The organism is Mycobacterium sp. P4_H6 (assembly GCF_056400845.1).
Window position 1 is genome coordinate 1 of record NZ_JBFUKN010000104.1, and the last position, 21,312, is coordinate 21,312.

Genomic DNA, 21,312 nt, shown 5'->3' on the forward strand with positions numbered 1-21,312 from the left:
TCCCCACCACCGAAGATCTCGAAGAGATGCTCGACGAATCCTGATCTCCTCGCGTTCGCTCCCCTCCCTCACGAAAGGCACCGCATGTCCAACGAGATCGATCCCCGGCTACTGTCCCGACTGGCTGCCAACCGCACCAGCCGGCGACGGTTCATCGGCGGCAGCGCCGCCACGGCCGCGGCGGCGATCCTTGGCTCCTCGTTCCTCGCCGCGTGCGGATCCGACAGCAGCAGCACCGGTTCGTCGAGCACTCAGGATGACGGTGGACCCGCCAGTGGCACACTGCGCGTGTCGAACTGGCCGCTCTACATGGCCGACGGTTTCATCGCCGCGTTCCAGACGGCATCGGGTCTGACCGTCGACTACAAGGAAGACTTCAACGACAACGAGCAGTGGTTCGCCAAGGTGAAGGAACCGCTGTCGCGCAAGCAGGACATCGGCGCCGACCTGGTGGTTCCCACCGAGTTCATGGCCGCCCGCGTCAAGGGTCTTGGCTGGCTGAACGAGATCAGCGACGCCGGCGTGCCCAACCGCAAGAATCTGCGACAGGATCTGTTGGACTCCAAGGTCGATGAGGGCCGCAAGTTCACCGCGCCGTACATGACGGGCATGGTGGGCCTTGCCTACAACAGGGCGGCCACCGGGCGCGACATCAGAACTATCGACGACCTGTGGGATCCGGCGTTCAAGGGCCGGGTCAGCCTGTTCTCCGACGTCCAGGACGGCCTCGGCATGATCATGCTGTCCCAGGGCAACTCCCCGGAGGACCCGACGACGGAATCCATCACCCAGGCGGTGAATCTGGTCCGCGAGCAGAAGGACAAGGGGCAGATCCGCCGCTTCACCGGCAACGACTACGCCGACGATCTGGCGGCCGGCAATATCGCTGTCGCACAGGCATATTCGGGTGACGTCGTGCAGCTGCAGGCCGACAATCCCGATCTGCAGTTCATCGTTCCCGAATCCGGTGGCGACTGGTTCATCGACACCATGGTGATCCCGTACACCACGCAGAACCAGAAGGCCGCCGAGGCGTGGATCGACTACGTCTACGACCGGGCCAACTACGCGAAGCTGGTCGCCTTCACCCAGTTCGTGCCTGCGCTCTCGGACATGACCGACGAACTCGCCAAGGTCGATCCGGCATCGGCGGAGAATCCGCTGATCAATCCGTCTCCCGAGGTGCAGGCGAACCTGAAGTCGTGGGCTGCGCTCACCGATGAGCAGACCCTGGAGTTCAACACCCTGTACGCCGCCGTCACCGGTGGCTAGGTCGATGGCACAGCGAACGCAGGGAGCATAAATGGCTGGAGTCGCAGCCAGCAGCCGGCAGCGGAGCAAGATCGCCCCGTACCTGATGATCTTGCCCGCGCTGGCTTATCTCGCAGTGTTCTTCGTGGTGCCGTTCTTCTCGTTGGCCCGGACATCGCTGTCCTCATCGGGCGGTTCGGTGTACCTGCCGACACTGACGTTCGACTGGAACTTCGCGAACTTCGTCGATGCGTTCAGGCTCTACCAGGACCCCATCCTGCGGTCGTTCGGTTATGCGGCGGCGGCGACCGTGCTGTGCATGCTGTTGGCGTTCCCGCTGGCCTATGTGATCGCGTTCAAGGCCGGCCGGTTCAAGAACCTGATCCTCGGGTTGGTGATCCTGCCGTTCTTCGTGACATTCCTGATCCGCACCATCGCCTGGAAGACGATCCTCGCCGACGAGGGCTGGGTGGTCAGCGCACTGGGCACGATCGGGTTGCTTCCGGAGGAGGGCCGGCTGCTCTCGACGAGCTGGGCGGTGATCGGCGGGCTGACCTACAACTGGATCATCTTCATGATCCTGCCGCTGTACGTCAGCCTGGAGAAGATCGATCCGCGGCTGCTGGAGGCCGCCCGCGACCTGTATTCCGGTGGCACCCGCAGTTTCCGGAAGGTGATCTTCCCGCTGGCGCTACCGGGCCTGCTCGCGGGCAGCCTGCTGGTGTTCATCCCCGCGGTCGGTGATTTCATCAACGCCGACTACCTGGGCAGTACCCAGACCACGATGATCGGCAACGTGATCCAGAAACAGTTCCTGGTGGTCAAGGACTACCCCGCTGCCGCCGCGCTGAGCCTGGGGCTGATGGGTCTCATTCTGGTCGGGGTGCTGATGTACACCCGGGCGCTGGGTACGGAGGACCTCGTATGACCGCGATCGGGGCGACGCCGAAGCGCGTTGCCGAGCGGCCGGCGGCGCCGAAACGCGTTCGGACCCGGCCGAAGTGGGGCGACGTCTCACTGCGCATCGTGGCCGGACTGGTACTGCTGTACCTGTTCATGCCGATCCTGGTGATCGTGCTGTTCTCGTTCAACGATCCGGCGGGCAAGTTCAACTACACCTGGCAGGGCTTCACCCTGGACAACTGGGCCGACCCGTTCAAGTATCYGGCGCTCACCGAGGCGCTGAAACTCAGCCTCAACATCGCCTTGGTGTCCACGCTCATCGCGCTGGTGCTGGGCACGTTGCTGGCGATCGCCCTGGTGCGCCAGCGTTTCCGCGGGTACCGGGCGGTGGACACGTTCATGATCCTGCCGCTGACCGCTCCCGAGGTGGTGATGGGGGCCTCGCTGCTGACGTTGTTCCTGGACTTCGGCTGGGCCGCCGGCTACACCACCATCCTGATCGCACACGTCGCCTTCGAGGTCAGTTTCATCGCGATGACGGTGCGGGCCCGGGTGCGCGGTTTCGACTGGACATTGGAGGATGCGTCGCTGGATCTGGGCGCCAACCCGACCCGGACGTTCTTCAAGGTGACGCTGCCGCTGATCGTGCCGGGCATCGTGGCGGCGGGCATGCTGTCGTTCGCGTTGTCACTCGACGATTTCATCGTCACCTACTTCGTCAGCGGATCCACCGTCACCTATCCGCTGTACGTCAACGCGGCGGTCAAAGCCGCTGTGCCACCGCAGATCAACGTGCTGGCCACGGCAATCCTGGTGGTCAGCCTGCTGCTGCTGGCGGCAGGCACCCTGTACCGCCGCAAGAAGGTCGTCATCTAGGCGATCAGACCGGTGCGGTGATGGGTTCGCGCGCCCCGTGGCGCGCGGCCCCGATACCGGCGGCGACGACGAAGCCGAGGCCGAGCAGGCCGATGAGCGCGGGAACCTGGTGCAGGATCAGCCATCCCATCAACATGGCGAAGCCGGGCTCCAGGCTCATCAGGGTGCCGAACGCTGCCGCGGTCAGTCGCCGTAACGACAGCAGTTCCAGGGCGAACGGGACGACCGGCAGCAGGATGGCCAGGCCGATGCCGATCAGCCACAGCTGCGGGGTCATCGCGGTGAACACCGCCGGGCCCGCGACCGCCGAGGCGACCAGGGCGGCAACCGGCATCGACACCGCGAGCCCGTTGAGCCCGGTGAGCTGCTCGCCGACGCGCTGGGTCAGCAGAATATAGGCGCCCCAGCATAATCCGGCGCTCAGCGCGTAACCCACCCCGAGCGGGTCGAAACTGCCCGACCACGGCTCGGTCAGGAGCAGCACGCCGATCGCGGCGAGGCCCGGCCAGACGAAGCGGTGACGACCCGAGCCGCGCAGCACAGCGACACCGAGCGGCCCGAGGAACTCCAGCGCGCTGGCGGTACCCAGCGGGATGCGTTCCACCGACATCATGAACAGCACGGTGATGCCCGCGGTCACGACTCCGAGCAGCACGGCGGCGACGAACGCGGAGCGGGTGAACGACGACGGCCGCGGACGGACGATGATCAGCAGCAGGATCCCCGCCCAGAACAGGCGCAGCCAGGCCGCGCCCACCGCGCCGATATCGTCGATCAGCCCCACCGCGATGGCGGCGCCCAACTGCACCGAACACATCGCAGCAACGGCCATGAACGCACCGCTGCGTGCTCCGTTCGTCACCATCACTGCATTCAACGGTGCCCGCGGTCAGCTGTCCACGAGTTTTCCCAGGATCTGATCCGCGATCCGCTGGTGTCCGGCGCGGTTGGGGTGCACATCGTGATCGCTGCACCAGTAGCTCAGCGCGCACACGTCGGCCGCGGAGCCGACCGGAGAGTCGGCGAACAGCGCGCCGGACCGCGAATACGTCTGCCGCAAGGCCGGATTGAACTTCTCGTCGAAGACAGTGGCCGCGGTATCGGCGTGCTCGCCGGCGAGGAACACGTTCAGGTAGGACACGCCGACCACCGGAACGCCGGCGTCGAGCACTCCCCTGAGCTTGCCCAGCATGTCGTCGAGGGCGGACGCAGCGGATGCGCTGGCGGACTCGGCGCAGGCGGGTGCGCCGCCAGATGCCGCCTCGGCGATACAGGGCGCGACATCGTTACCTCCGGCGACCACGGTCACCAGACCCACCTGATCGCGATGCTCGGCGACGAAACGGGCGGCCGCGTCCGCCTGTGACAGATCGGGATATTCGGGGCTGTCCTGCGCCCGGGCACCGGCATCGCAGCCGGACCGATGGGCAATCTGCTGGGCGGTGGCTCCCGAGCAGCCGAAGTTGATCAGCCGCCATCCCGGATTGTCGTTGTGCTGCAGGGCCTCTTCGGTCAGATATGCGAACCCGTCACGGGACGTGCCGTTCGGACCGTCACCGGTGGCATAGGAGTCCCCGATGGACACGTAATAGATCGGGTCGGTGGCGGGTGCGGCCGGGCCGGAACCACAGCCGGTTACGACCAGCGTGACGGCAAGAACCAGCGCCGCGGCGCGATCAGCGGGTGCGGTCGGGGAACGGATCATTGCGGAAGTCGATCTGTGCGTCCGGGTTGCTCACGGCCGTGACCATCCCGGAACCGATGGCGCCCTCGCTGTCGAACAGTGTCGAGGTCCCGACCGCGATTCCGTCGGCAGCCCAATGGGAGTCGGCCTGCACGCCGATCCACTCGTCGCGCGGCAGCCGGGCCAGCGCGACCGTCAGATCACCGTTGATGTACCCGACGCCCGCGGTACCCAGATTGGTGACGAGGCTGGTCCCCTCGGCAGCCATGGCGGCCCGCACGAACGGTGTGTTGCGGTAACCGTCGACGACGTCGATGGTGCGATTGAGGAAGCGTTTGCGGGACGCATTCTGGTGATCGGCGATGGCGCCCGTCCAGCCGATCTCGTCACTACCGATCCCGATACCGCGGCTCTCGTCGCGATCGGGCGGGCCGACGAACTCGGCGGGCGAGACCCATTCGGTGCCCCGCGGCGGTGCCGAGAGCCGGTACTGGACCAGCGTGGCCCGCACCACCGTCACACCGTCCTGGATCAGTTCGCATTCCGCGTTGCGCACCCGCCGGCCGTCGCGCACCAGGGTCAGTTTGGTGATCGTCGGAACCCCGCGGGCCGCCTTGAACAGGTCGACGGTGAGCCGCGACGGCAGGAACTCCGGATCGCCGAAGCCGGTCTCCAGCGCGCGTGCGACCAGCCCGACCAGGGCCGGGCCGTTGAGGTGGTCGGGACCCCAGTGACTCTGCGCGTACGTGCTGGGCGCGTAGGTATCGTGCTCGGTCTGGGTGAAATGGAACGGACGCGCACTCATTTCCGCATCGTCGCACAGTGTCTGCCGGGTCTTGCGGCCATGCCCACTTGGGACCGGCGGCCGCTACTGGGGAGCGACGATGCCGTGGTCGTAGGCATAGACGATCGCGGCGGCGCGGTCCCGCAGCCGGAGCTTGTCGAAGATGCGCCCGATATGGCTCTTCACCGTCACACCGGAGATGAACAGTTCCGCGGCGATCTCGGCGTTCGTGTGGCCTCGTCCGATCAGCGTCAGCACATCCAGTTCGCGCCCGGTGAGCTCGCTGACCTGAACCTGGTGCCGGCCCTCGGCGGACTTGCGGTAGGTGTTGAGGACCCTGGCGGTGACTGCCGGATCCAGATAGCTGTCGCCGTGGGCGACGGCCCGGACGGCCCGGATGAGCTCCTCGGCCGAGGAATCCTTGAGCACGAAACCCGCCGCACCGGCCCGCAGCACCCCGGACAGCAGATCGTCCTCGTTGAAGGTGGTCAACGCCAGGACCGGCGGTCCGCCCGCCTCGGCGAGTCGCCGGGTGGCCTCGATACCGTCGACCCGTTTCATCCGCAGATCCATCACCACCACGTCGACGGACTGCTCGGCCAGCGCGTCGAGTACCTCGTCACCGTCCGAACATTCGGCGACGACCACGAATCCGTCCTTGCGGCGCAGGATCCGGCGCAACCCGGAACGCACCAGATCCTGGTCGTCGACGAGCAGTACCGCGATATCGCTCAATCCCCCGTCGCTGCGCTCGCCCCGGTATCCCACCGCTCAGCCCCCGCAGCGGGATTCGCCCAGCGGTAGCTCCGCGTGCACCGTCCACCCCTCGCGGGTCGGGCCGATATCGATGACACCGCCCAGCAATTCGACGCGCTGCCGCATACCGCGGACACCGCGGCCATCGGGCGCGCGGCGACGGCTCGCCGAGACGGCCACCGGCATCTCGTTGCGGACCGAGAGCTCGGCATGGTCCCCGATGACCGCCAGGGTGACCGTCGAGCGTGATTCCGGGGCGTGCTTGGCGACATTGGCCAGCGATTCCTGCGCGATCCGGTACAGCGCCAGGCCGACCGCCGGGGAGATACGGGTGGTCGACCCCTCGGTGCGCAGTGTCACGGCCAGGCCGGCGCGGGCGAAATCGTCGCTGAGCCGGGCAATGTCCTCGACGCCGGGTTCGGGTGCGATTTTCATGGGCGCGACGTCGAGCAGCCCGACGGTGCGCCGGATATCGGCCATTGCCTCACGGCCGAGTTTCTCGGCGTCCTCCAGCGCGTCGACGGCGTCATCGATATCGCGATCCTCCTGGAGTGCCCGCCGTGCACCGGTGAGGTGCAGCAGCGTGACCGACAGCGAATGCGCGATGACGTCATGCACCTCGCGCGCGATCCGGCGCCGCTCGTCGGCGGCGGCGTGCTCGGAGAGCGCTTCCTGGGCGTCGCGCTGCGCGACGATCAGCTGCTGCTGAATCCGCATCAGATACCCCACCAGCCAGCCCATGCCCAGCACGCTCAGATACAGCCAGACACCGTCGAGCCGGTGGGACGCGGCCGCAACAGCCAACATGGCGGCCGCCGACCCGGTCGCGGCCAGGCTGCCTGCCAGCGGTGTCATCGCCCCCACCACACCCACCATGAGCACCAGGATCAGCGGGGCGAAATCGAACTCGATCGGGGTCGACGTCCCGAACAGGAAGATCGCCGCGGCACCGGACCAGGCACCCCAGATGAGCAACGGGTTGAACGAGGCCCCGGCAGCAAAGAAGACGACCAGCGGGCACATCGCGACCATGATGCCCACCGGCACCGCGACCAGATGGTCGGAGGCGGGGCGCTGCAGCGTCGACACCACGGCGATCAATGCCAGTGCGGTATCGGTGGTGACCACGAACACCCAGCTCCAACCGAGCTCGTTGAGCTCACCGTGCCGCGCGAAACGCGTACGCAGGAATTCGGGCACGGCGAAGCGCATCGGCCAATGGTAGGTCCGAAACACCACCGAAACCATCATGCTGCGGACGGGTTCACGCTCCTCCCACGGTAGGAGGCGCGGTATGGGCCGCCGGCATGACGCGGTGGGGGCGCCGCTGTCCCTAGCGTTTCCTTCATGGGGTGGCGTGCAGCGGTGTTGATCGTCGGGCTGTGGCTCGCCCTCGCGGGCGCGGCGAATCTTGCGATACCGCAGCTGGAGACGGTGGTGCACGAGCACGCCCGATCGTTCATGCCGGCGGGCGCGCCGAGTTCGGTGGCGGCCGTGCGGTCGGCGGAACTGTTCGGGGAGTCGACCGACAACAACCTCAACTATGTGGTGCTGGAGCGTACCGGCGGTCCGCTCGGCGGTGCAGACCGCGACTACTACGACCGGCTTGTCGCCGCACTGCGCGCTGATACCGCGCATGTCCGCACGGTCACCGACCTCTGGTCGGACCCGCTGACCGAATCGTTCGCCGTCAGCACGGACGGGCGGGCGGTCACGGTGATGCTGCGGCTTGCCGGGGTGCTGGGCACCACGCCGGCAGCCGAAGCGGTACATGCGGTCCGCGCCGCCGTCGACGCCGCGAATTCGCCGGCCGGCCTGCAGGCGTTCGTCACCGGGCCGGGCGCGACGATCGTCGACGAATTCACCGCGATCGACCGGCAGATGCTGATGATCACGGCGGCCACCGTCGGGCTCATCCTGTTGCTGTTGCTCGTGGTCTACCGCTCCCTCGCTGCGGCGTTCATCCCGTTGTTCTCGGTGGGATTGGCACTGGGCGTCGCGCGGCCGATCGCCGCGGCGCTGGGCGGTTCCGGTGTGATCGAGGTGTCGTTGTTCTCGGTGGCGTTGGTGGCGGCCATGATGCTCGGCGCGGGCACCGATTACGCAATCTTCCTGATCGGCCGGTTTCAGGAAGGCCTGCGCAACGGGCTGGATTCGACCCGCGCGCTCATCGCAGCTCAGCGCGCGGTGGCTCCGGTGATAGCCGGATCGGCACTGACCGTCGCCACCGCACTGGCGTGTCTGGGCTTCGCCGAGGTCGGCATGTTCCGCAGCGCCGGAATACCCTCTGCGATCGGGATTCTGGTGGTGATGGTGGCATCCCTGTCACTGACACCGGCACTGATAAGCCTCGCCGGCGGCGTCGGCATGCTGGCGCCCAAGCCCACCCGCACCGGCCGGCGCTGGCGCCGGGTCGGTGCCGCCCTGACCCGCTGGCCGGCACCGATTCTGGTCACCGCACTGGCCGCGCTGGCGCTGCTGGCATTGCCGGCGGCCGGGATCCGCAACGGCTGGAACGAACCCGTCGCGACACCCGCCGATACCGGGTCGAACCTCGGATATGCCGCAGCCGAAAGGCATTTCGAGGACAACCATCTGTTGCCGGCCGTGGTCGCCGTGCAGACCGATCACGATGTGCGTACGCCGGCCGGCCTCATCGCCGTCGAGCGCGTCACCCGCGCGGTGATGGGGATACCGGGTGTGCGGGTGGTGCAGTCCCCCAGCAGGCCGGCGGGCATCGTGCCGGAGGAGACCACGCTGGCAGGCCAGATCGGCCGTATCGGTGACGAACTCGCGGGCAGTGTCGGTGACCTGAATGAGCAGTTGAACGGACTTGACGAGCTGCAGGCGGTCCTCGACGACATGGCCGGCGCGCTGTCCGGCTTGCGGCACGGGCTGCAGGGCAGCGCGGCTGGTCTTGGCGAGGTGTCCTCGGCTGCGGCCGATATGCAGCGCGGAACCTCGGATCTGCAGTCCACCGCCGAGACGGCAGCGGGCCGGCTGGACCCGTTGCGCGGGTTCGTCGCATCGACACCGCACTGCCCGGCCAACCCGATTTGCGCCGTCGTGCAGCAGATCGTGACACCGGTCGACGAGGTGGTCGCCGGGACCGCGGCGCTGACAGCAGGAGTGCACAAGCTCACGAGCGGCTCCGTCACCGCCACTGACGCTCTCGGCGGGGTGCCCGCCGATATCGACACCATGACGGCGGCCCTGACGCGGGCCCGTGCGGCCATGGCCGACACCACATCCCAGCTGGGTGCGGTGGGCCCGCGGCTCAACGACTTCACCGGTTATCTGCGCGAGGCGGCGGCGTCTTTCGAGGGCAGCGCGGCCGGCGGGTTCTACGCGCCCCAACGCGCCCTGGCCGATCCGCGGATGGCGGCGGCCCTGGACAGGCTGATCGCGCCGGACGGGCGGGCCTTCTATCTGCTGGTGTACGGGACGGGCACGGAATGGGGCGCTGCCGGGGCGGCCCGCACCGCGGCGATCGAATCGGCGGTGACCGAGGCGACCAAGGAGGGAACGTTGCGACCGGTGGACGTTCATCTGGCCGGCGTCGGGCCCGCCACCCTGGATTTGCAGCAGATGGTCGCCGGGGACACCCGGTTGCTCGTGATCGCTACTCTGGCACTGATCTTCGCGATCGTCGCGCTGCTGCTGCGCAGCCCGGTGGCCGGCCTGGTGGTGGTCGGCACCGTGGCGTTGTCCTACGCGGCGGCCCTCGGCGCGAGCGTGCTCATCTGGCAGCACCTGCTGGGACTCGAATTGCACTGGGCGGTAGGACCTATCGCATTCATCGCGCTGATCGCCGTCGGCGCGGACTACAACCTGTTGCTGGCCATGCGCATTCGGGAAGAGACGCACACCGCCAAGTTGCGCACCGGCATCATCCGCGCGTTCGGAGCCACCGGCGGCGTGGTGACCACCGCGGGGGTGATCTTCGGCATCACGATGCTGGCATTGCTGGGCAGCAGCGTGCTCAGCATCGCCCAGATCGGACTCACCATCGGTGTGGGACTGCTCATCGACACCATGATCGTCCGCACCTTCGTGTTGCCCACGGTGATGGTGCTGCTGGGCCGCTGGTTCTGGTGGCCGCGCAGGCCCTGGCTAGGTCGCGGTGACGAGCAGGTGGTCGGCGGGTTCGTCCCAGTGGTCCAGGTTGACCGCGTGGGTGAGCGGGCGGCGTCGTAGCCTTCCGTGCCTGCCCTTGGGCCAGCCGATGACGATATGCCCGCCGAGCATCCAGTCGTCGGGGACGCCGACGGCGTCGCGCAGCAGGGTCTCGCCGCCGTAGGACGCCCAACTCGTCAGGCAGGCACCGAGACCCTGTGCGCGGGCAGCCAACAGGAAGTTCTGCATCGCCGGGAAGATGGACCCGCCCAGCAGCAGGTCCGACGCGGTGGGAAAGCGCTTCTGGACGAACAGCACCGAGGTGAACTCCTCGGCCCGGTCGTGCAGTTCGTAGGTGGCCCGATTGTTACGCGCCACCAGGTCGGTTTCCTGATCGGTCGGCCTGCTCATGCCGTAGACCGGTTCGATGACCGACAGCGCATGCCGGGCGGCTTCGGCCACCACGGCCCGTTGCTCGGGTGAACGCAGCACGACGAACCGCCAGGCCTGCGCGTTCGCGCCGGACGGTGCCCAGGTCGCGGCCTCCAGGCAGCGTGCCAGCGTCGCGTCGTCCACGGGTTCGTCCGTGAAACGCCGGATGGTCCGCGCCGTCGACAGCACCTCCCAGATGTCACTGCTCGCAGTTGCCATGTCGGCACCCTAGCGTGCGCTCACCCCATCGTGGCGGCGCCTGCCGCGGTCAGCAGTTCCACGGCCTGCCTGCGGGTCAGGGTTCCCAGTAGCTGAGCGGCCGCCTTCATCACGTCGCCGACCAGCACGGTCGGACCGTTGTTCAGGTTGTCGAATGCCTCGGCCACCACGTCTTCGGCGGTGGCCGCATCGGCGGGGTGGGATCGCGTCGACGGCAGTACTCCCCGCTTGTGCTCGAGGGTGCGCAGCGCCGGGGTGTCGGTCTTGCCGAGAATCAGCCCGATGACATCGACGCCCGTGTCCCGCAGTTCGGCCCAGAGCGCCTCGGCGAACACCATGTCGAAGGCCTTGGAGGCGCCGTACGCGACCATGTTGGGAGCACCGGCGAATCCGGCTCCCGATCCGAACAGCACGATGCCGCCGCGGCCGCGGGCCACCATGGGTGCGGCGAAATGGTGGCACAGCCGCATCGGCGCGACGCAGTTGCGTTGCACCATCGCGTCAGCGGCCGCCAGCGGACTGGTCAGGAACGGTTCGTAGTCGGGATCGGCGCCTGCGCAGTACCCGAGGAATCCGATCTCCAGGTCACCGGTGGCGGCCGCGATCTGCGATGCCGCGGTGTCGGCGGCGAGATCGATGGCCAGCGTGCGGGCCTGAACTCCGTGGCGGCTTTCGATTCCTTCGGCGACCTCGTCGAGCAGGGCTTGACGGCGGGCCAGCAGGACCACGTTGACGCCGCGCTCGGCCAGGCCGTCGGCGAGGGCGGCACCCACCCCGTCGGACGCTCCCGCCACCAGTGCCCACGGGCCGTACGTGTCGGCGAACATCGAATCAACCACCGACCGTGGTGATCCGGACCGCGGTGAACACCCGCCGGGCGATCCGCCAGCCGTGGTCCGTGCGCAGGAGATCGTCATCGTAGATGCCGACTGCACTGACCCCGGAGGCGTTGTCGGGGGCCAGGATCAGCCCGTCGACATAGGTGCGGGCCGCCGCGCGGTCACCGTCGAGGGTGATGACGATATTGCTGAGCCGGTGCATGGTGTGGCCGGCCATCGCGTGCGACTGATCCATGAACTCGGTGACGGCCGCGACTCCGGTGAAGCTACCGATCTCGCCGTAGTCGAGCACACAGTCCTCGGTGAAGGCCGCACGAAAGGTGTCCCAGTCCCGGCGATCGATCCCGGTGGCATAGCGCAGCAGCACTTCGGTGATATCGGCGCGGTCGCGGTATGCGGGTGAGTCCGTCATCGGGGATCTCCGTTCGGGTGGACGTGCACCCTGACGTTACGGGCTGACCGGATCGAAGAGCACCGGTAGCGCGGTCGGCGAACGGAACACCTGGCCGCGGATGTGTGGATCTCCCCCGTCGGGATCCAGACGCAGATTCGGTAGCCGATCCAGCAACAGGTTGATGGCCGTCCGCATTTCCAGGCGGGCCAGGTGCATGCCCAGGCACACGTGCACGCCGTAGCCCCAGCCCACGTTTGCCTTCTGCTTCCGGAAGATGTCGAAGGTGTCCGGGTTCGGGTACCGGTCGTCCTGGCGGTTCGCCGCGCCCAGCATCGGCATCACCGTCGCACCCGCCGGGATCTGCACGCCACCGAGTTCGGTGTCGCGGGTCGCCACCCGGGTGATGGTGAGCAGCGGTGACTCCCAGCGCACGCCCTCCTCGATGGCCTGCGGCAGCAGGGTGCGGTCGGCGCGGATCGCCTCCAGCTGAGCGGGATCGGAGAGCAGCGCGAACAGCAGACTGCCCAGCGACCGATAGGTCGTCTCGACGCCGGCCGGGAGCAGCAGGCGCAGGAACGAGAAGATCTCCTCGTCTTCGAGCTTGTTCCCGTCGATTTCGGCAGCAGCCAATGCACTGATCAGATCGTCCTTGGGTTCCGCGCGACGGGCCGCCAGGATCGGGGCGAAATAGTCGCACAGCGCCGCCGACGCCGCGAGTCCACGCTCCGGGTTCATCAGCCAGCTCAGCAGCGAGATGGACCACCGCTGGAACTGTGGGAAGTCCTCCTCCGGCAGCCCCAGCAGCCCGGCGATGATCTGGCTGGGATAGTCGAAGGTGAACTCCTTCACCAGATCTGCCTTGCCGTTCGCCTCGAACTTGTCGATCAGCGCGTTACCGACCCGACCGACGAGTTCGTCTTCCCAGCGCGCCAGCGACTTCTGGGTGAAGGCCTTCTGCACCAGTGCCCGCAACCGTCCGTGCACCGGTTCGTCCATGCCGAGCATCACCCGCTCCCCCAGTACCGGGCCGAAGGCTGCGATGACACCGGCCGAGGAGAACGTCTCGTTGTCGCGCAGCATCTGCTGGACCTCCTCGTGCCGGTACACGATGAACATCGGCAGCGACTCCTCGTGCGGCAGCATCCCGGAGGTCTCCAGCCGCTGTACCGGCTCCTCCCGGCGCAGTCGGGCCATTTCGGTGTAGGGGTCGCGCACGTCACCGGAGATGGCGTCGTCGAAGGAACCGAAGTCCTCCAGGTCGTCGAAAAGTTGTTCCACGGTGTCGAACTCCTTCTATGCGGCGGGCGGGAGCGAAGCGACTTGGGGAGTCACTGGGCCGGGTAGGCGATGGATTTGATCTCGGTGTACTGATCGAAGCCGGCTGTGCCGTTCTGCCGGCCGACCCCGCTGTTCTTGTAGCCGCCGAACGGGGTGTCCGCTCCGTACCCCGCGGTGCCGTTGATCCCGATGAACCCAGCGCGCAGCCGCTTGGCCACCGCCAGTGCGTGATCCAGCGATCCGGACATGATGTTGCCTGCCAACCCATACGGGCTGTCGTTGGCGATGCGTACCGCATCGTCCTCGTCCTCGTAGGCGATCACCGAGAGCGCAGGTCCGAAGATCTCTTCCTGCGCGATCGTCATCGAGTTGTCGACATCGGCGAAAAGCGTTGGCTTGACGAAGAATCCCTTGTCCAAGCCGTCGGGCTGCTCGGAGCCACCTACCACCAGGCGTGCCCCGTCGGCCACACCCTGCTCGATATAGCCGCGGATGCGGGCACGTTGCCGATCGGAGATCACCGGACCACACAGCGTTGCGGCATCCTGCGGATCACCGGGTTGCACCCCTGCATAGATGCCCTTGAGAATCTCGATGCCCTCGTCGTAGCGCGAGCGCGGCAGCAGCAGCCGGGTCGGGTTCGCACAACCCTGGCCGGCGTGCACGCAGGGTGCGATGCCCATCAGGCAACCCAGTGCGAAATCGGCATCCTCCAGCACGATGGTGGCCGACTTGCCCCCGAGTTCGAGGAACAGCCGCTTCATGGTGGCCGCACCCTTTTCCATGATGCGCATACCGACCGTGGTGGACCCGGTGAAGGAGATCAGGTCCACCTTGGGTGAGAGCGTCAACTCCTCGCCGACAAGATGATCCGAGGCCGTCACGATGTTGACGACACCGGCCGGGATGTCGGTGTGCTCGGCGATCAACCGACCGATGCGGGTCGCGTTGAACGGCGTGTTCGGGGCGGGCTTGAGGATCACGGTGTTCCCGGTGGCCAGTGCCTGCCCGAGCTTTTGAATGGTGACCTCGAACGGGAAATTCCACGGCACGATCGCGCCCACCACCCCCACCGGTTCGCGCCAGACCTTGCGGGTGGTGTTCACCCCGGTGACCGACACCAATGCGTCACCCAGCGAGGTTTCCCAAGGGTATTCGTCGATGAGCTTGGCCGGGTAGGTGAGCGCATCGCTGAGTGGCGCGTCCAGTTGCGGACCGAAGGTGAGCGAGCGCGGGCAACCGACCTCGGAGATCAGTTCCTCGCGCAATTCCTCGCGCTCGGCTTCCAACGCCTCCTGCAGCTGGAGCAGACACCGTTGCCGCAGAACGCGGTCGGTCGACCAGTCAGTGTCGTCAAACGCCCGCCGGGCGGCGTCGATGGCGCGGCGCATGTCCGCCGTCGACGCGTCGGTGACCTCACCGATCACCTCTTCGGTGGCCGGGTTCACATTGACGAATGCGCCCGCTCCGCCCTCGACGAGCTTGCCGTCGATCAGCATCCTGGTTTCGTGCCGGACGGTGGTGTCAACCATGTGCGCGCACATCTTCCTCGGCAGGTGTTTCGATGGGCGGGGGCGGCGGCGCCGGCGCGAACCGCATGGCGATGCCGACGACGCGCTGGAGCACCGGAGGGGGTAGCACCCTGGCGGCAAGCATCTGGGCCTGCTGGGCTGTGGTGATCTTGCCGGGACGCATGGCGCCCTGGCCTGGCAGACCCATGGCCAGCCGTGCCATGTGATGCACGCCGGCACTGGGCAGAATCCGATTGGCTATCAGCAGCATCCGGGCGTCCGGACCGATGGGGCGCCGCACAAAGGCAGCAGTGTCCTCCAGGGCGCCTGCCAGGCCCGCAGCGAAGATCTCCGGCGGGCGGGCAAGTTTCATGGCGAGCCGGCCGCGCCGGTCGATGGTCGCGTGGTGCCGCGCGTAGGGGCCGTCGAAATCCCGGCAGTCGGTGGTGCCGGCATCGGTGATGATGTCGGTGTCATAGGTGCCGGTCACCAGGATGGTCACGCCGATACCGAACGGTGCGACCTCCCCGGCCATCGATTCGCCCCAGCGCTCCAGCGCCCCCTTGGCCGCCGAATAGGCCGCGATGGAGGGCATTCCGCGCACGCCACCCTGGCTCGAGATCAGGATGATCCGGCCCCGTCCGGCCGCCCGCATCGACGGCAGCAAGGTCTTGGTCAGCAGCACCGGGCCCAGCACGTGGGTACTGAACATCCTCTCCCACAGCTCCATCGGGGTTTCTTCGACCATGCCTGCGGCGGATATGCCTGCGTTGTTGACGATCGCGTACGGCGCGCCGACGGCGGCCTCGATCAGCGCGGCCGCCGCGGTCACGGAGGCTTCGTCGACGAGGTCGAGTGGCACGCCGATCAGCCTCGGATCCCCCTCGGCGGCACCGGTGGCTTCGCGCAGTCGCGGCATCCCGGTGTCCGGGGACCGCATGGCGGCGACAACCTGCCATCCCGCCCGGTACAGGTGCACGGCCGATGCCAGCCCGAGCCCCCTGGACGCGCCGGTGATCACGACACTTCGCGGCTCACTCATCGGGCCGACTCCGGTGCGCACCGGTCACTGCGGGAACCCGGCACGACCGCTGGTCTGCCGTCGGGCTGGCCGGTCATCCAGGTGGACATGATGCCCACCGCGAAAGGTCCCTGAGCGCCGTTCTCCTCGTAATAACCCTGCGGGTCATATACTTTCGCTTCCGGATACGGCCACGGGCAGGCCACCGAGGTGGCCGCGCCGGACATCCTGATCAAGGTGAAACCCAGCCCGTAGGCGAAGTAGGCGACGTTGATGATCACGAACATCACCACCAACATGCCCAGCCTGGGCCGGCTGAGGAACAGCCGCGAGCGTTGCGCGAGCTTCTCGGCGACCGTCCGACCGGTGTCGTCGCGGTAGACGAGCAGGCCGGCCGGCACCATCACGAACGTCACCATCACCGATTCCCACAGCAGCGGGAACTGGAAGGTGCTGCCGGTGAAGATGGAGCCGAACGGGATGACCTGCGAGTAGATGTAGAGACCGGTGCGCACCAGGGTGAGTTCGAGCACCATGTCGAACAGGAACCCGATGACGAAGATCAGCACGCCGAGGCTGACCAGTGGGTGCCGCCAGACGAAAGACGTGACCGGCTTGCGCGACTGGACCTTTCGCAGAATCCAGACGGCCGGGAAGTACGGCCCGAACTGGAACATGACATAGCCGATGACGACGAACGGCTCGATCGTGGGCGACAACGAAACCCACGGCCAGTCCACCGGCCAGTGCCACAGTTCGGGGTTGTAGACCGCGTACGGGGCCCAGTTCATGTACGGGTCCTGCCACACGATCAGGGTCGTGATGGCGGCCATCATGACGATGGGGCTGCCGGGATTACGCCGCCAGGCGATGATGCAGGCGATCAACAGTGCCGGCACCGAGAAGATGGTGAAGATCTGCCAGAGGTCGATCCAGTGCTCGAAGCCGAACAGGAAGTCGACGGGACGTGGTCTTCCCTCGACGTCCGGATTGGCGATCCGCGGCGACGTCGGGCCGCTCTGCGCGTGATACGCGATCACCGCGATACCCAGCAGCCCGGCGACGATCCACACCGTGCCCCAGGGAGAGCGGCGGGTGGCGGGCGGCGGTGTCTCGGTGCTCGGTGCGATGTGATCGGTACTCATCTCAGGCCTCCCCGAAGCGGTCGACGAGATGGGAGTTCACACCGTCGGCGTCCAAGGTGCGGGCGACGAGGTACCCGGCGCCCATCCAGGCCCGCCGGGTCCAGTTGCCGAATGAGACGCGGGTTCCCGGTGCACCGGCGGCGGCGGGCAGCATCTTCACCCGCTCCAGTGCGTCTTTGACGCCTCGCGGACTCAAGGGGTGGGCGTCGGTGACGGCGTGCAGCAGTGCGTTGGCGACATCGTGGTTCACCACCGGGACGCAATACTCGGGGCGGCGGCCGAACGCTTTTTCGTAGCGGTCCAGGAATCGCTGGCCCACCTGGTTGGATTCGTCGTACTGGTCGACACCGGTCCAGCCCATGAAGGCCTCCCACATCACCGGATTGACCCAGGCGTTCTGAAACGCCGTGCTGGTGAAACGTGGCGGGTCCCAGCCCAACTCCGCGAGCACCGCATTGAGGAAGACGATGCCGAAGCCGAATCCGCAGTGCACCAGGGCGCTCGGCTTGGCCTGATGGACGATGGCGACGGCCTCGTTCACGTTCTGGGCGGTCTGCGCGATCGTCGCCTCGGCCACGATCCTGATGTTCCTGCGCCGGCAGGCGCTGCGAAAATGTCGCAGGTAGGTCTCTCCGACAAGGGAGGACTCGATGAGCACCCCCACCTCGGTGTGGCCGGCCTTGGCCAGCAGATCGGCCCAGAAGATGGGCTCGTCGGTGAGTGAGCCCTGCGGGAAGGCGAACGTCCACTCGCCCAGCCAGTCGTCGCTGCCGGTGACACTCAGCGCGGGTACCCGGAACCGTTCTTCGATGGCCTCCCGGGTGGGCACCGCGTTGTCGGTGATGTGCGGGCCGAACACCGCGAGGCACCCCTCGTCGACGAGTTCACCGTAGGCGTCGATGACCTTTTTCACCGCACCCTTCGGCAGACCCTCGACCTCGCGGTAGACCAGCTCGATCTTGCGATCGATGCGGCCGTCGGCCAGTGCCTCGTCGAACAGCAGCTGAAACGGCTGGAAGAAGTCGTCCCTCATCTCCTGCGGATAGGCTTCCGGCAGGGTGAAATCCATCAGATAGCCGACCTTGATCGGTTCGGCCGAACTCTCGTAGCCCATGCTCATTCTCCGTCCGCGGGAAGGTATACGTCGATCAGTTCGATCAGGCCTCGTGTCACCGTCGAGTCATCGGTGAGCGGACCGGCGATCGCCGCGCGAGCAGCGACCTGGGGTGTCAGCCCCTCGGCGATGAGCCGACCCGCCGCGATGAGCACCCGGGTGGACGCGACCTCGCGCAGGCCGCCGGTCTCCAGGCGCCGGATCGCCTGCCCGAGGCGCACCAGATCGGCAGCGCGGCGGTGGTCGACCCCGGATTCCTGGGACAGGATCTTCTCCTCGACATCGGGTGCCGGAAAACCGAACTCGATGGCGACCATGCGTTGCCGGGTCGAGTCCTTGAGATCCTTGAGCACACTCTGGTAGCCGGGGTTGTAGGACACCACCAGGCAGAAGCCCGCGGCGGCGTCGAGCGTGATGCCCAGCCGGTCGATCGGGAGTTCGCGACGGTGGTCGGCCAGCGGGTGCAGCACCACAGTGGTGTCCTGGCGCGCCTCCACGACCTCGTCCAGATAGCAGATCGCGCCCTCCCGGACGGCGCGGGTCAGCGGTCCGTCGACCCACTCGGTCTCTCCCCCGCGCAGCAGAAAGCGGCCCACCAGGTCGGCGGTGGTCAGATCGTCGTGACAGGACACGGTGATCAGCGGCCGCCCCAGGTCGTGGGCCATCGCTTCGACGAATCGTGTCTTCCCGCACCCGGTCGGGCCCTTGAGGACCACGGAGAGCCCTTGTCGGTAGGCGGCTTTGAAGACCAGCTCCTCGTCGGCGACCGATATGTAGTACGGGCGGGGTTGCGTGGTGGTTCTCGGCTGAGCCGGATGCATATCGTCCTCTCGTGCAACCAAGTTCGATCACTGTAGCGCGGAACAGATGTTTGGTTCATGCATGTGGTCAGAGTCGTCAGGCGACGCGCCTGCGAAGGTCGGCCGACCGCAGCGCGGACCGGAACAGCGGGCCGATGATGTCGCCGAGTTGCTCGGGGCGTGGAATAGCCGCATGCGCGGCGCTGCCGAACACCCGTCGTAGTTCGTGCGCCCCGGTACCCGCCCCGACCGTCAGGCAGACGGCACCGGTGCCCTGTTGGCGCACTTCGGCCAGGGCGCGCCGGGCATCGGCCGCACCGTAGGCGCGTTCGTAGCCGTGGTCATAGGCCAGCCCGTCGGACAGTACGACGAGCAACCGCCGGGAGGTCCCGGCCTTCTCCGCCATCAGCGCGGTGCCGTGCCGGATGGCCGCGCCCAGGCGGGAGTACGCACCGGGTGTCAGGGCCGCCAACCGCTGCGTGACGGCGCTGTCGAAGTTGTCCTCGAAACGTTTGACGGGCAGCACGTGCACCGACGAGCGGCCCTGGGACCGAAACCCGTACAGCGCCACCCGGTCGCCGAGTTGGTGCAGTGCCACCGTCAACGCATGAGCGGCGAGAACCTGCTGCTCGTGCACGGTGCGCCCGGCCGTCCCGGGCTCGTTGACCGACCCGGACACATCGAGCAGCACCAGCACCGCGAGATCTCTTCTGCGTCGCTGGCTCTCGATGTAGACGGCGGCGTCACCGGCAGTTCCGGCCAGCGTGTCGATCCTGGTACGCACGGCGGCATCGATATCGATATCGTCGCCCTGGGCCTGGCGCCGGCAGCGGTCGAGCCCGACACCCAGCCGGGTCAGCGGTCGGCGTAACGCATGGACATCAGGACGCGGTGCCGGCGTGACGTCACGCGCCGGCACCTCGACTTCGTCGACCGTGCACCAGTTCTCGCGATAGCGGCTCTGATTGGCGTCCCATTCGGGGTACGTTGCACCCACCGTGCCCCCGGGATAGTCGTCATATGACGGTCCGACGGTGGTGGACAGCACGGCGGCCGCTCCCCTGGCACCCGAGCGGGACCGGCGGGTGGCCGAATCCGCCCCGGGCGGGCCACCGCCGCTGCCCCGACGCCGCACGCTTTTCATCATGCGCTGCAGGAGTTTCCCGATCGAGCCACCGCCACCGACCGGGCTGGTGAGGTTGTCCAGCACGTCCAGGTCGGCATCGTCGACCGCGTCCTCGACGAGCTCGTGCAACTCGTTGTCGTGCCTCCTGCGGGCAATGTGACGGCCGGGCCGGTCCGGGTCGTTCGAGCCGGTGGCCATCCTGCGTGGCCGAAGGATTCCGAAGGCCGCGGGCGCCTCGGGCAGGTGCACCCGGCTCAGGGCCAGGTCCAGCGATGCCTGCGCCGAATCCGTGCCGGCCGCGAGCGCGGGATCCAGCAGGGCGCGGATGTCCCGCGACAGCAGCTCCTCGTTGCAGGCCAGGGCGCGGTGCCCTTCGATCGCGAGGTAGCGCTGCGCCAGGGCGCTGCGTCGACCGAGCGTGCGCAGGATGGCGGGGTCCAGACTGTCGGCGGCCAGCAGCGATGCCTGAACGGCCAGGCAGCGGCGCTGAAACGCGGTATCGGCCGCGGCGTCCAGGTACACCGCGACGCCGTCGGTCCAGGCGGGTTCCCCGGCCGGGACGGACCGCACCGCCACGGTCCGTCCGGCCAGCGCGCAGGCGAGCAGAGCGTGGACCTGCACGTCGGGCGCATCGTCGTCGGTTGTCACCGTGCTGTGCACCTCGATTTCATGCCTGGACCCACAACGTTGACCAAATATCTGTTCCACCGTAGAGTTCGGCCCACAGCGAGTCAACGGTCGACATGACGAATGTTCGATATGAAGTAGGCCCCTTGGAATCCTTCGGTTTCACCTACCCGCCACACACCGAGCAGTTCCGCAAGGAACTTCGGGCGTGGCTGGCCGAGCACCTGACACCCGAGATCCTCTCCGCGGCCCAGCGTTACGGTCGCGACGAGGACGCCTTCCGCACCATGCGACGGTGGAACGCCCAGATGGCGGATGCGCGCTGGGCGGCCGTCTCATGGCCTGCCGACTACGGTGGCCGTGGCGCGGGCATCGTCGAACAGTTGGTGTACGCCGAGGAAACCACCTGGGCGCGAGTGCCGCACCCGCTCAACGT

The 21,312-nt window shown here is 67.4% G+C and carries 20 protein-coding genes; 5 read left to right on the top strand and 15 right to left on the bottom strand.

Annotated elements, in window-relative coordinates:
- The first annotated feature begins 84 nt into the window (after nt 1-84).
- From AC1DTF_RS28265 to AC1DTF_RS28275, 3 genes are read left to right on the top strand one after another with little or no spacing between them, the layout of a single operon-like run.
- Nucleotides 85-1,272, top strand: a complete 1,188-nt coding sequence (locus AC1DTF_RS28265; RefSeq protein WP_057165323.1) for a polyamine ABC transporter substrate-binding protein — start codon at nt 85-87, stop codon at nt 1,270-1,272.
- Nucleotides 1,273-1,303: 31 nt separating this feature from the next.
- A complete protein-coding gene (locus AC1DTF_RS28270) occupies nt 1,304-2,179 on the top strand; it encodes an ABC transporter permease (protein WP_057165322.1) in 876 nt (291 codons plus the stop codon).
- Nucleotides 2,176-3,030: an ABC transporter permease gene (locus tag AC1DTF_RS28275; protein ID WP_477476466.1), complete on the top strand. Its 855-nt coding sequence runs from the start codon at nt 2,176-2,178 to the stop codon at nt 3,028-3,030. The genes AC1DTF_RS28270 and AC1DTF_RS28275 overlap by 4 nt, the downstream gene beginning before the upstream one ends.
- Before the next feature lie 4 nt (nt 3,031-3,034).
- Here AC1DTF_RS28275 and AC1DTF_RS28280 read toward each other — a convergent pair whose 3' ends face one another.
- The 5 genes from AC1DTF_RS28280 to AC1DTF_RS28300 form a co-directional block, all read right to left on the bottom strand.
- Nucleotides 3,035-3,895, bottom strand: coding sequence for an EamA family transporter (locus AC1DTF_RS28280; RefSeq protein ID WP_477476467.1), 861 nt, complete (start codon nt 3,893-3,895; stop codon nt 3,035-3,037).
- A gap of 24 nt (nt 3,896-3,919) precedes the next feature.
- Entirely contained in the window at nt 3,920-4,735 is an 816-nt protein-coding gene (locus AC1DTF_RS28285) for an SGNH/GDSL hydrolase family protein (protein WP_477476468.1), read from the bottom strand.
- Nucleotides 4,707-5,519 (bottom strand): acyl-CoA thioesterase domain-containing protein, encoded by an 813-nt coding sequence (locus AC1DTF_RS28290; protein ID WP_057165318.1) that lies wholly within the window; start codon nt 5,517-5,519, stop codon nt 4,707-4,709. The genes AC1DTF_RS28285 and AC1DTF_RS28290 overlap by 29 nt, the downstream gene beginning before the upstream one ends.
- 63 nt (nt 5,520-5,582) lie before the next feature.
- Nucleotides 5,583-6,233, bottom strand: a complete 651-nt coding sequence (locus tag AC1DTF_RS28295) for a response regulator transcription factor (RefSeq protein ID WP_057165581.1) — start codon at nt 6,231-6,233, stop codon at nt 5,583-5,585.
- Nucleotides 6,234-6,269: 36 nt separating this feature from the next.
- Nucleotides 6,270-7,466 (bottom strand): sensor histidine kinase, encoded by a 1,197-nt coding sequence (locus AC1DTF_RS28300; RefSeq protein ID WP_057165317.1) that lies wholly within the window; start codon nt 7,464-7,466, stop codon nt 6,270-6,272.
- Between the two features lie 135 nt (nt 7,467-7,601).
- Between AC1DTF_RS28300 and AC1DTF_RS28305 the strand changes: the two genes are divergently transcribed.
- Complete coding sequence (locus AC1DTF_RS28305) at nt 7,602-10,451, top strand: MMPL/RND family transporter (RefSeq protein WP_477476469.1); 2,850 nt, start codon at nt 7,602-7,604, stop codon at nt 10,449-10,451.
- On the opposite strand, the gene AC1DTF_RS28310 is transcribed toward AC1DTF_RS28305, so the two are convergent.
- The 10 genes from AC1DTF_RS28310 to AC1DTF_RS28355 form a co-directional block, all read right to left on the bottom strand.
- Nucleotides 10,368-11,021, bottom strand: coding sequence for a nitroreductase family protein (locus tag AC1DTF_RS28310; protein WP_477476470.1), 654 nt, complete (start codon nt 11,019-11,021; stop codon nt 10,368-10,370). The genes AC1DTF_RS28305 and AC1DTF_RS28310 overlap by 84 nt on opposite strands.
- Before the next feature lie 20 nt (nt 11,022-11,041).
- Nucleotides 11,042-11,848, bottom strand: a complete 807-nt coding sequence (locus tag AC1DTF_RS28315; RefSeq protein WP_477476471.1) for an SDR family NAD(P)-dependent oxidoreductase — start codon at nt 11,846-11,848, stop codon at nt 11,042-11,044.
- A gap of 4 nt (nt 11,849-11,852) precedes the next feature.
- On the bottom strand, nt 11,853-12,272 hold the full coding sequence (locus tag AC1DTF_RS28320; protein WP_477476472.1) for a nuclear transport factor 2 family protein: 420 nt from the start codon (nt 12,270-12,272) through the stop codon (nt 11,853-11,855).
- 36 nt (nt 12,273-12,308) lie between these two features.
- Nucleotides 12,309-13,532, bottom strand: coding sequence for a cytochrome P450 (locus AC1DTF_RS28325; RefSeq protein ID WP_477476473.1), 1,224 nt, complete (start codon nt 13,530-13,532; stop codon nt 12,309-12,311).
- A 50-nt stretch (nt 13,533-13,582) separates the two neighbouring features.
- Nucleotides 13,583-15,064 carry an aldehyde dehydrogenase family protein gene (locus tag AC1DTF_RS28330; protein WP_477476474.1) on the bottom strand — a complete coding sequence of 494 codons (1,482 nt, stop codon included), beginning with the start codon at nt 15,062-15,064 and terminating at the stop codon, nt 13,583-13,585.
- Complete coding sequence (locus AC1DTF_RS28335) at nt 15,057-16,085, bottom strand: SDR family oxidoreductase (protein ID WP_477476475.1); 1,029 nt, start codon at nt 16,083-16,085, stop codon at nt 15,057-15,059. The genes AC1DTF_RS28330 and AC1DTF_RS28335 overlap by 8 nt, the downstream gene beginning before the upstream one ends.
- Nucleotides 16,082-17,209 carry a spirocyclase AveC family protein gene (locus AC1DTF_RS28340; protein ID WP_477476476.1) on the bottom strand — a complete coding sequence of 376 codons (1,128 nt, stop codon included), beginning with the start codon at nt 17,207-17,209 and terminating at the stop codon, nt 16,082-16,084. The genes AC1DTF_RS28335 and AC1DTF_RS28340 overlap by 4 nt, the downstream gene beginning before the upstream one ends.
- Nucleotide 17,210: 1 nt before the next feature.
- Nucleotides 17,211-18,323, bottom strand: coding sequence for an ABC transporter substrate-binding protein (locus tag AC1DTF_RS28345; RefSeq protein WP_057165310.1), 1,113 nt, complete (start codon nt 18,321-18,323; stop codon nt 17,211-17,213).
- Nucleotides 18,324-18,325: 2 nt separating this feature from the next.
- Nucleotides 18,326-19,144 (bottom strand): AAA family ATPase, encoded by an 819-nt coding sequence (locus AC1DTF_RS28350; RefSeq protein WP_477476479.1) that lies wholly within the window; start codon nt 19,142-19,144, stop codon nt 18,326-18,328.
- Nucleotides 19,145-19,220: 76 nt separating this feature from the next.
- Nucleotides 19,221-20,897, bottom strand: a complete 1,677-nt coding sequence (locus AC1DTF_RS28355) for a nitric oxide reductase activation protein NorD (RefSeq protein ID WP_477476477.1) — start codon at nt 20,895-20,897, stop codon at nt 19,221-19,223.
- Between the two features lie 125 nt (nt 20,898-21,022).
- Here AC1DTF_RS28355 and AC1DTF_RS28360 point away from each other — a divergent pair.
- Nucleotides 21,023-21,312 (top strand): acyl-CoA dehydrogenase family protein (locus AC1DTF_RS28360; RefSeq protein ID WP_477476478.1); only part of this gene is annotated, 290 nt, incomplete at its 3' end.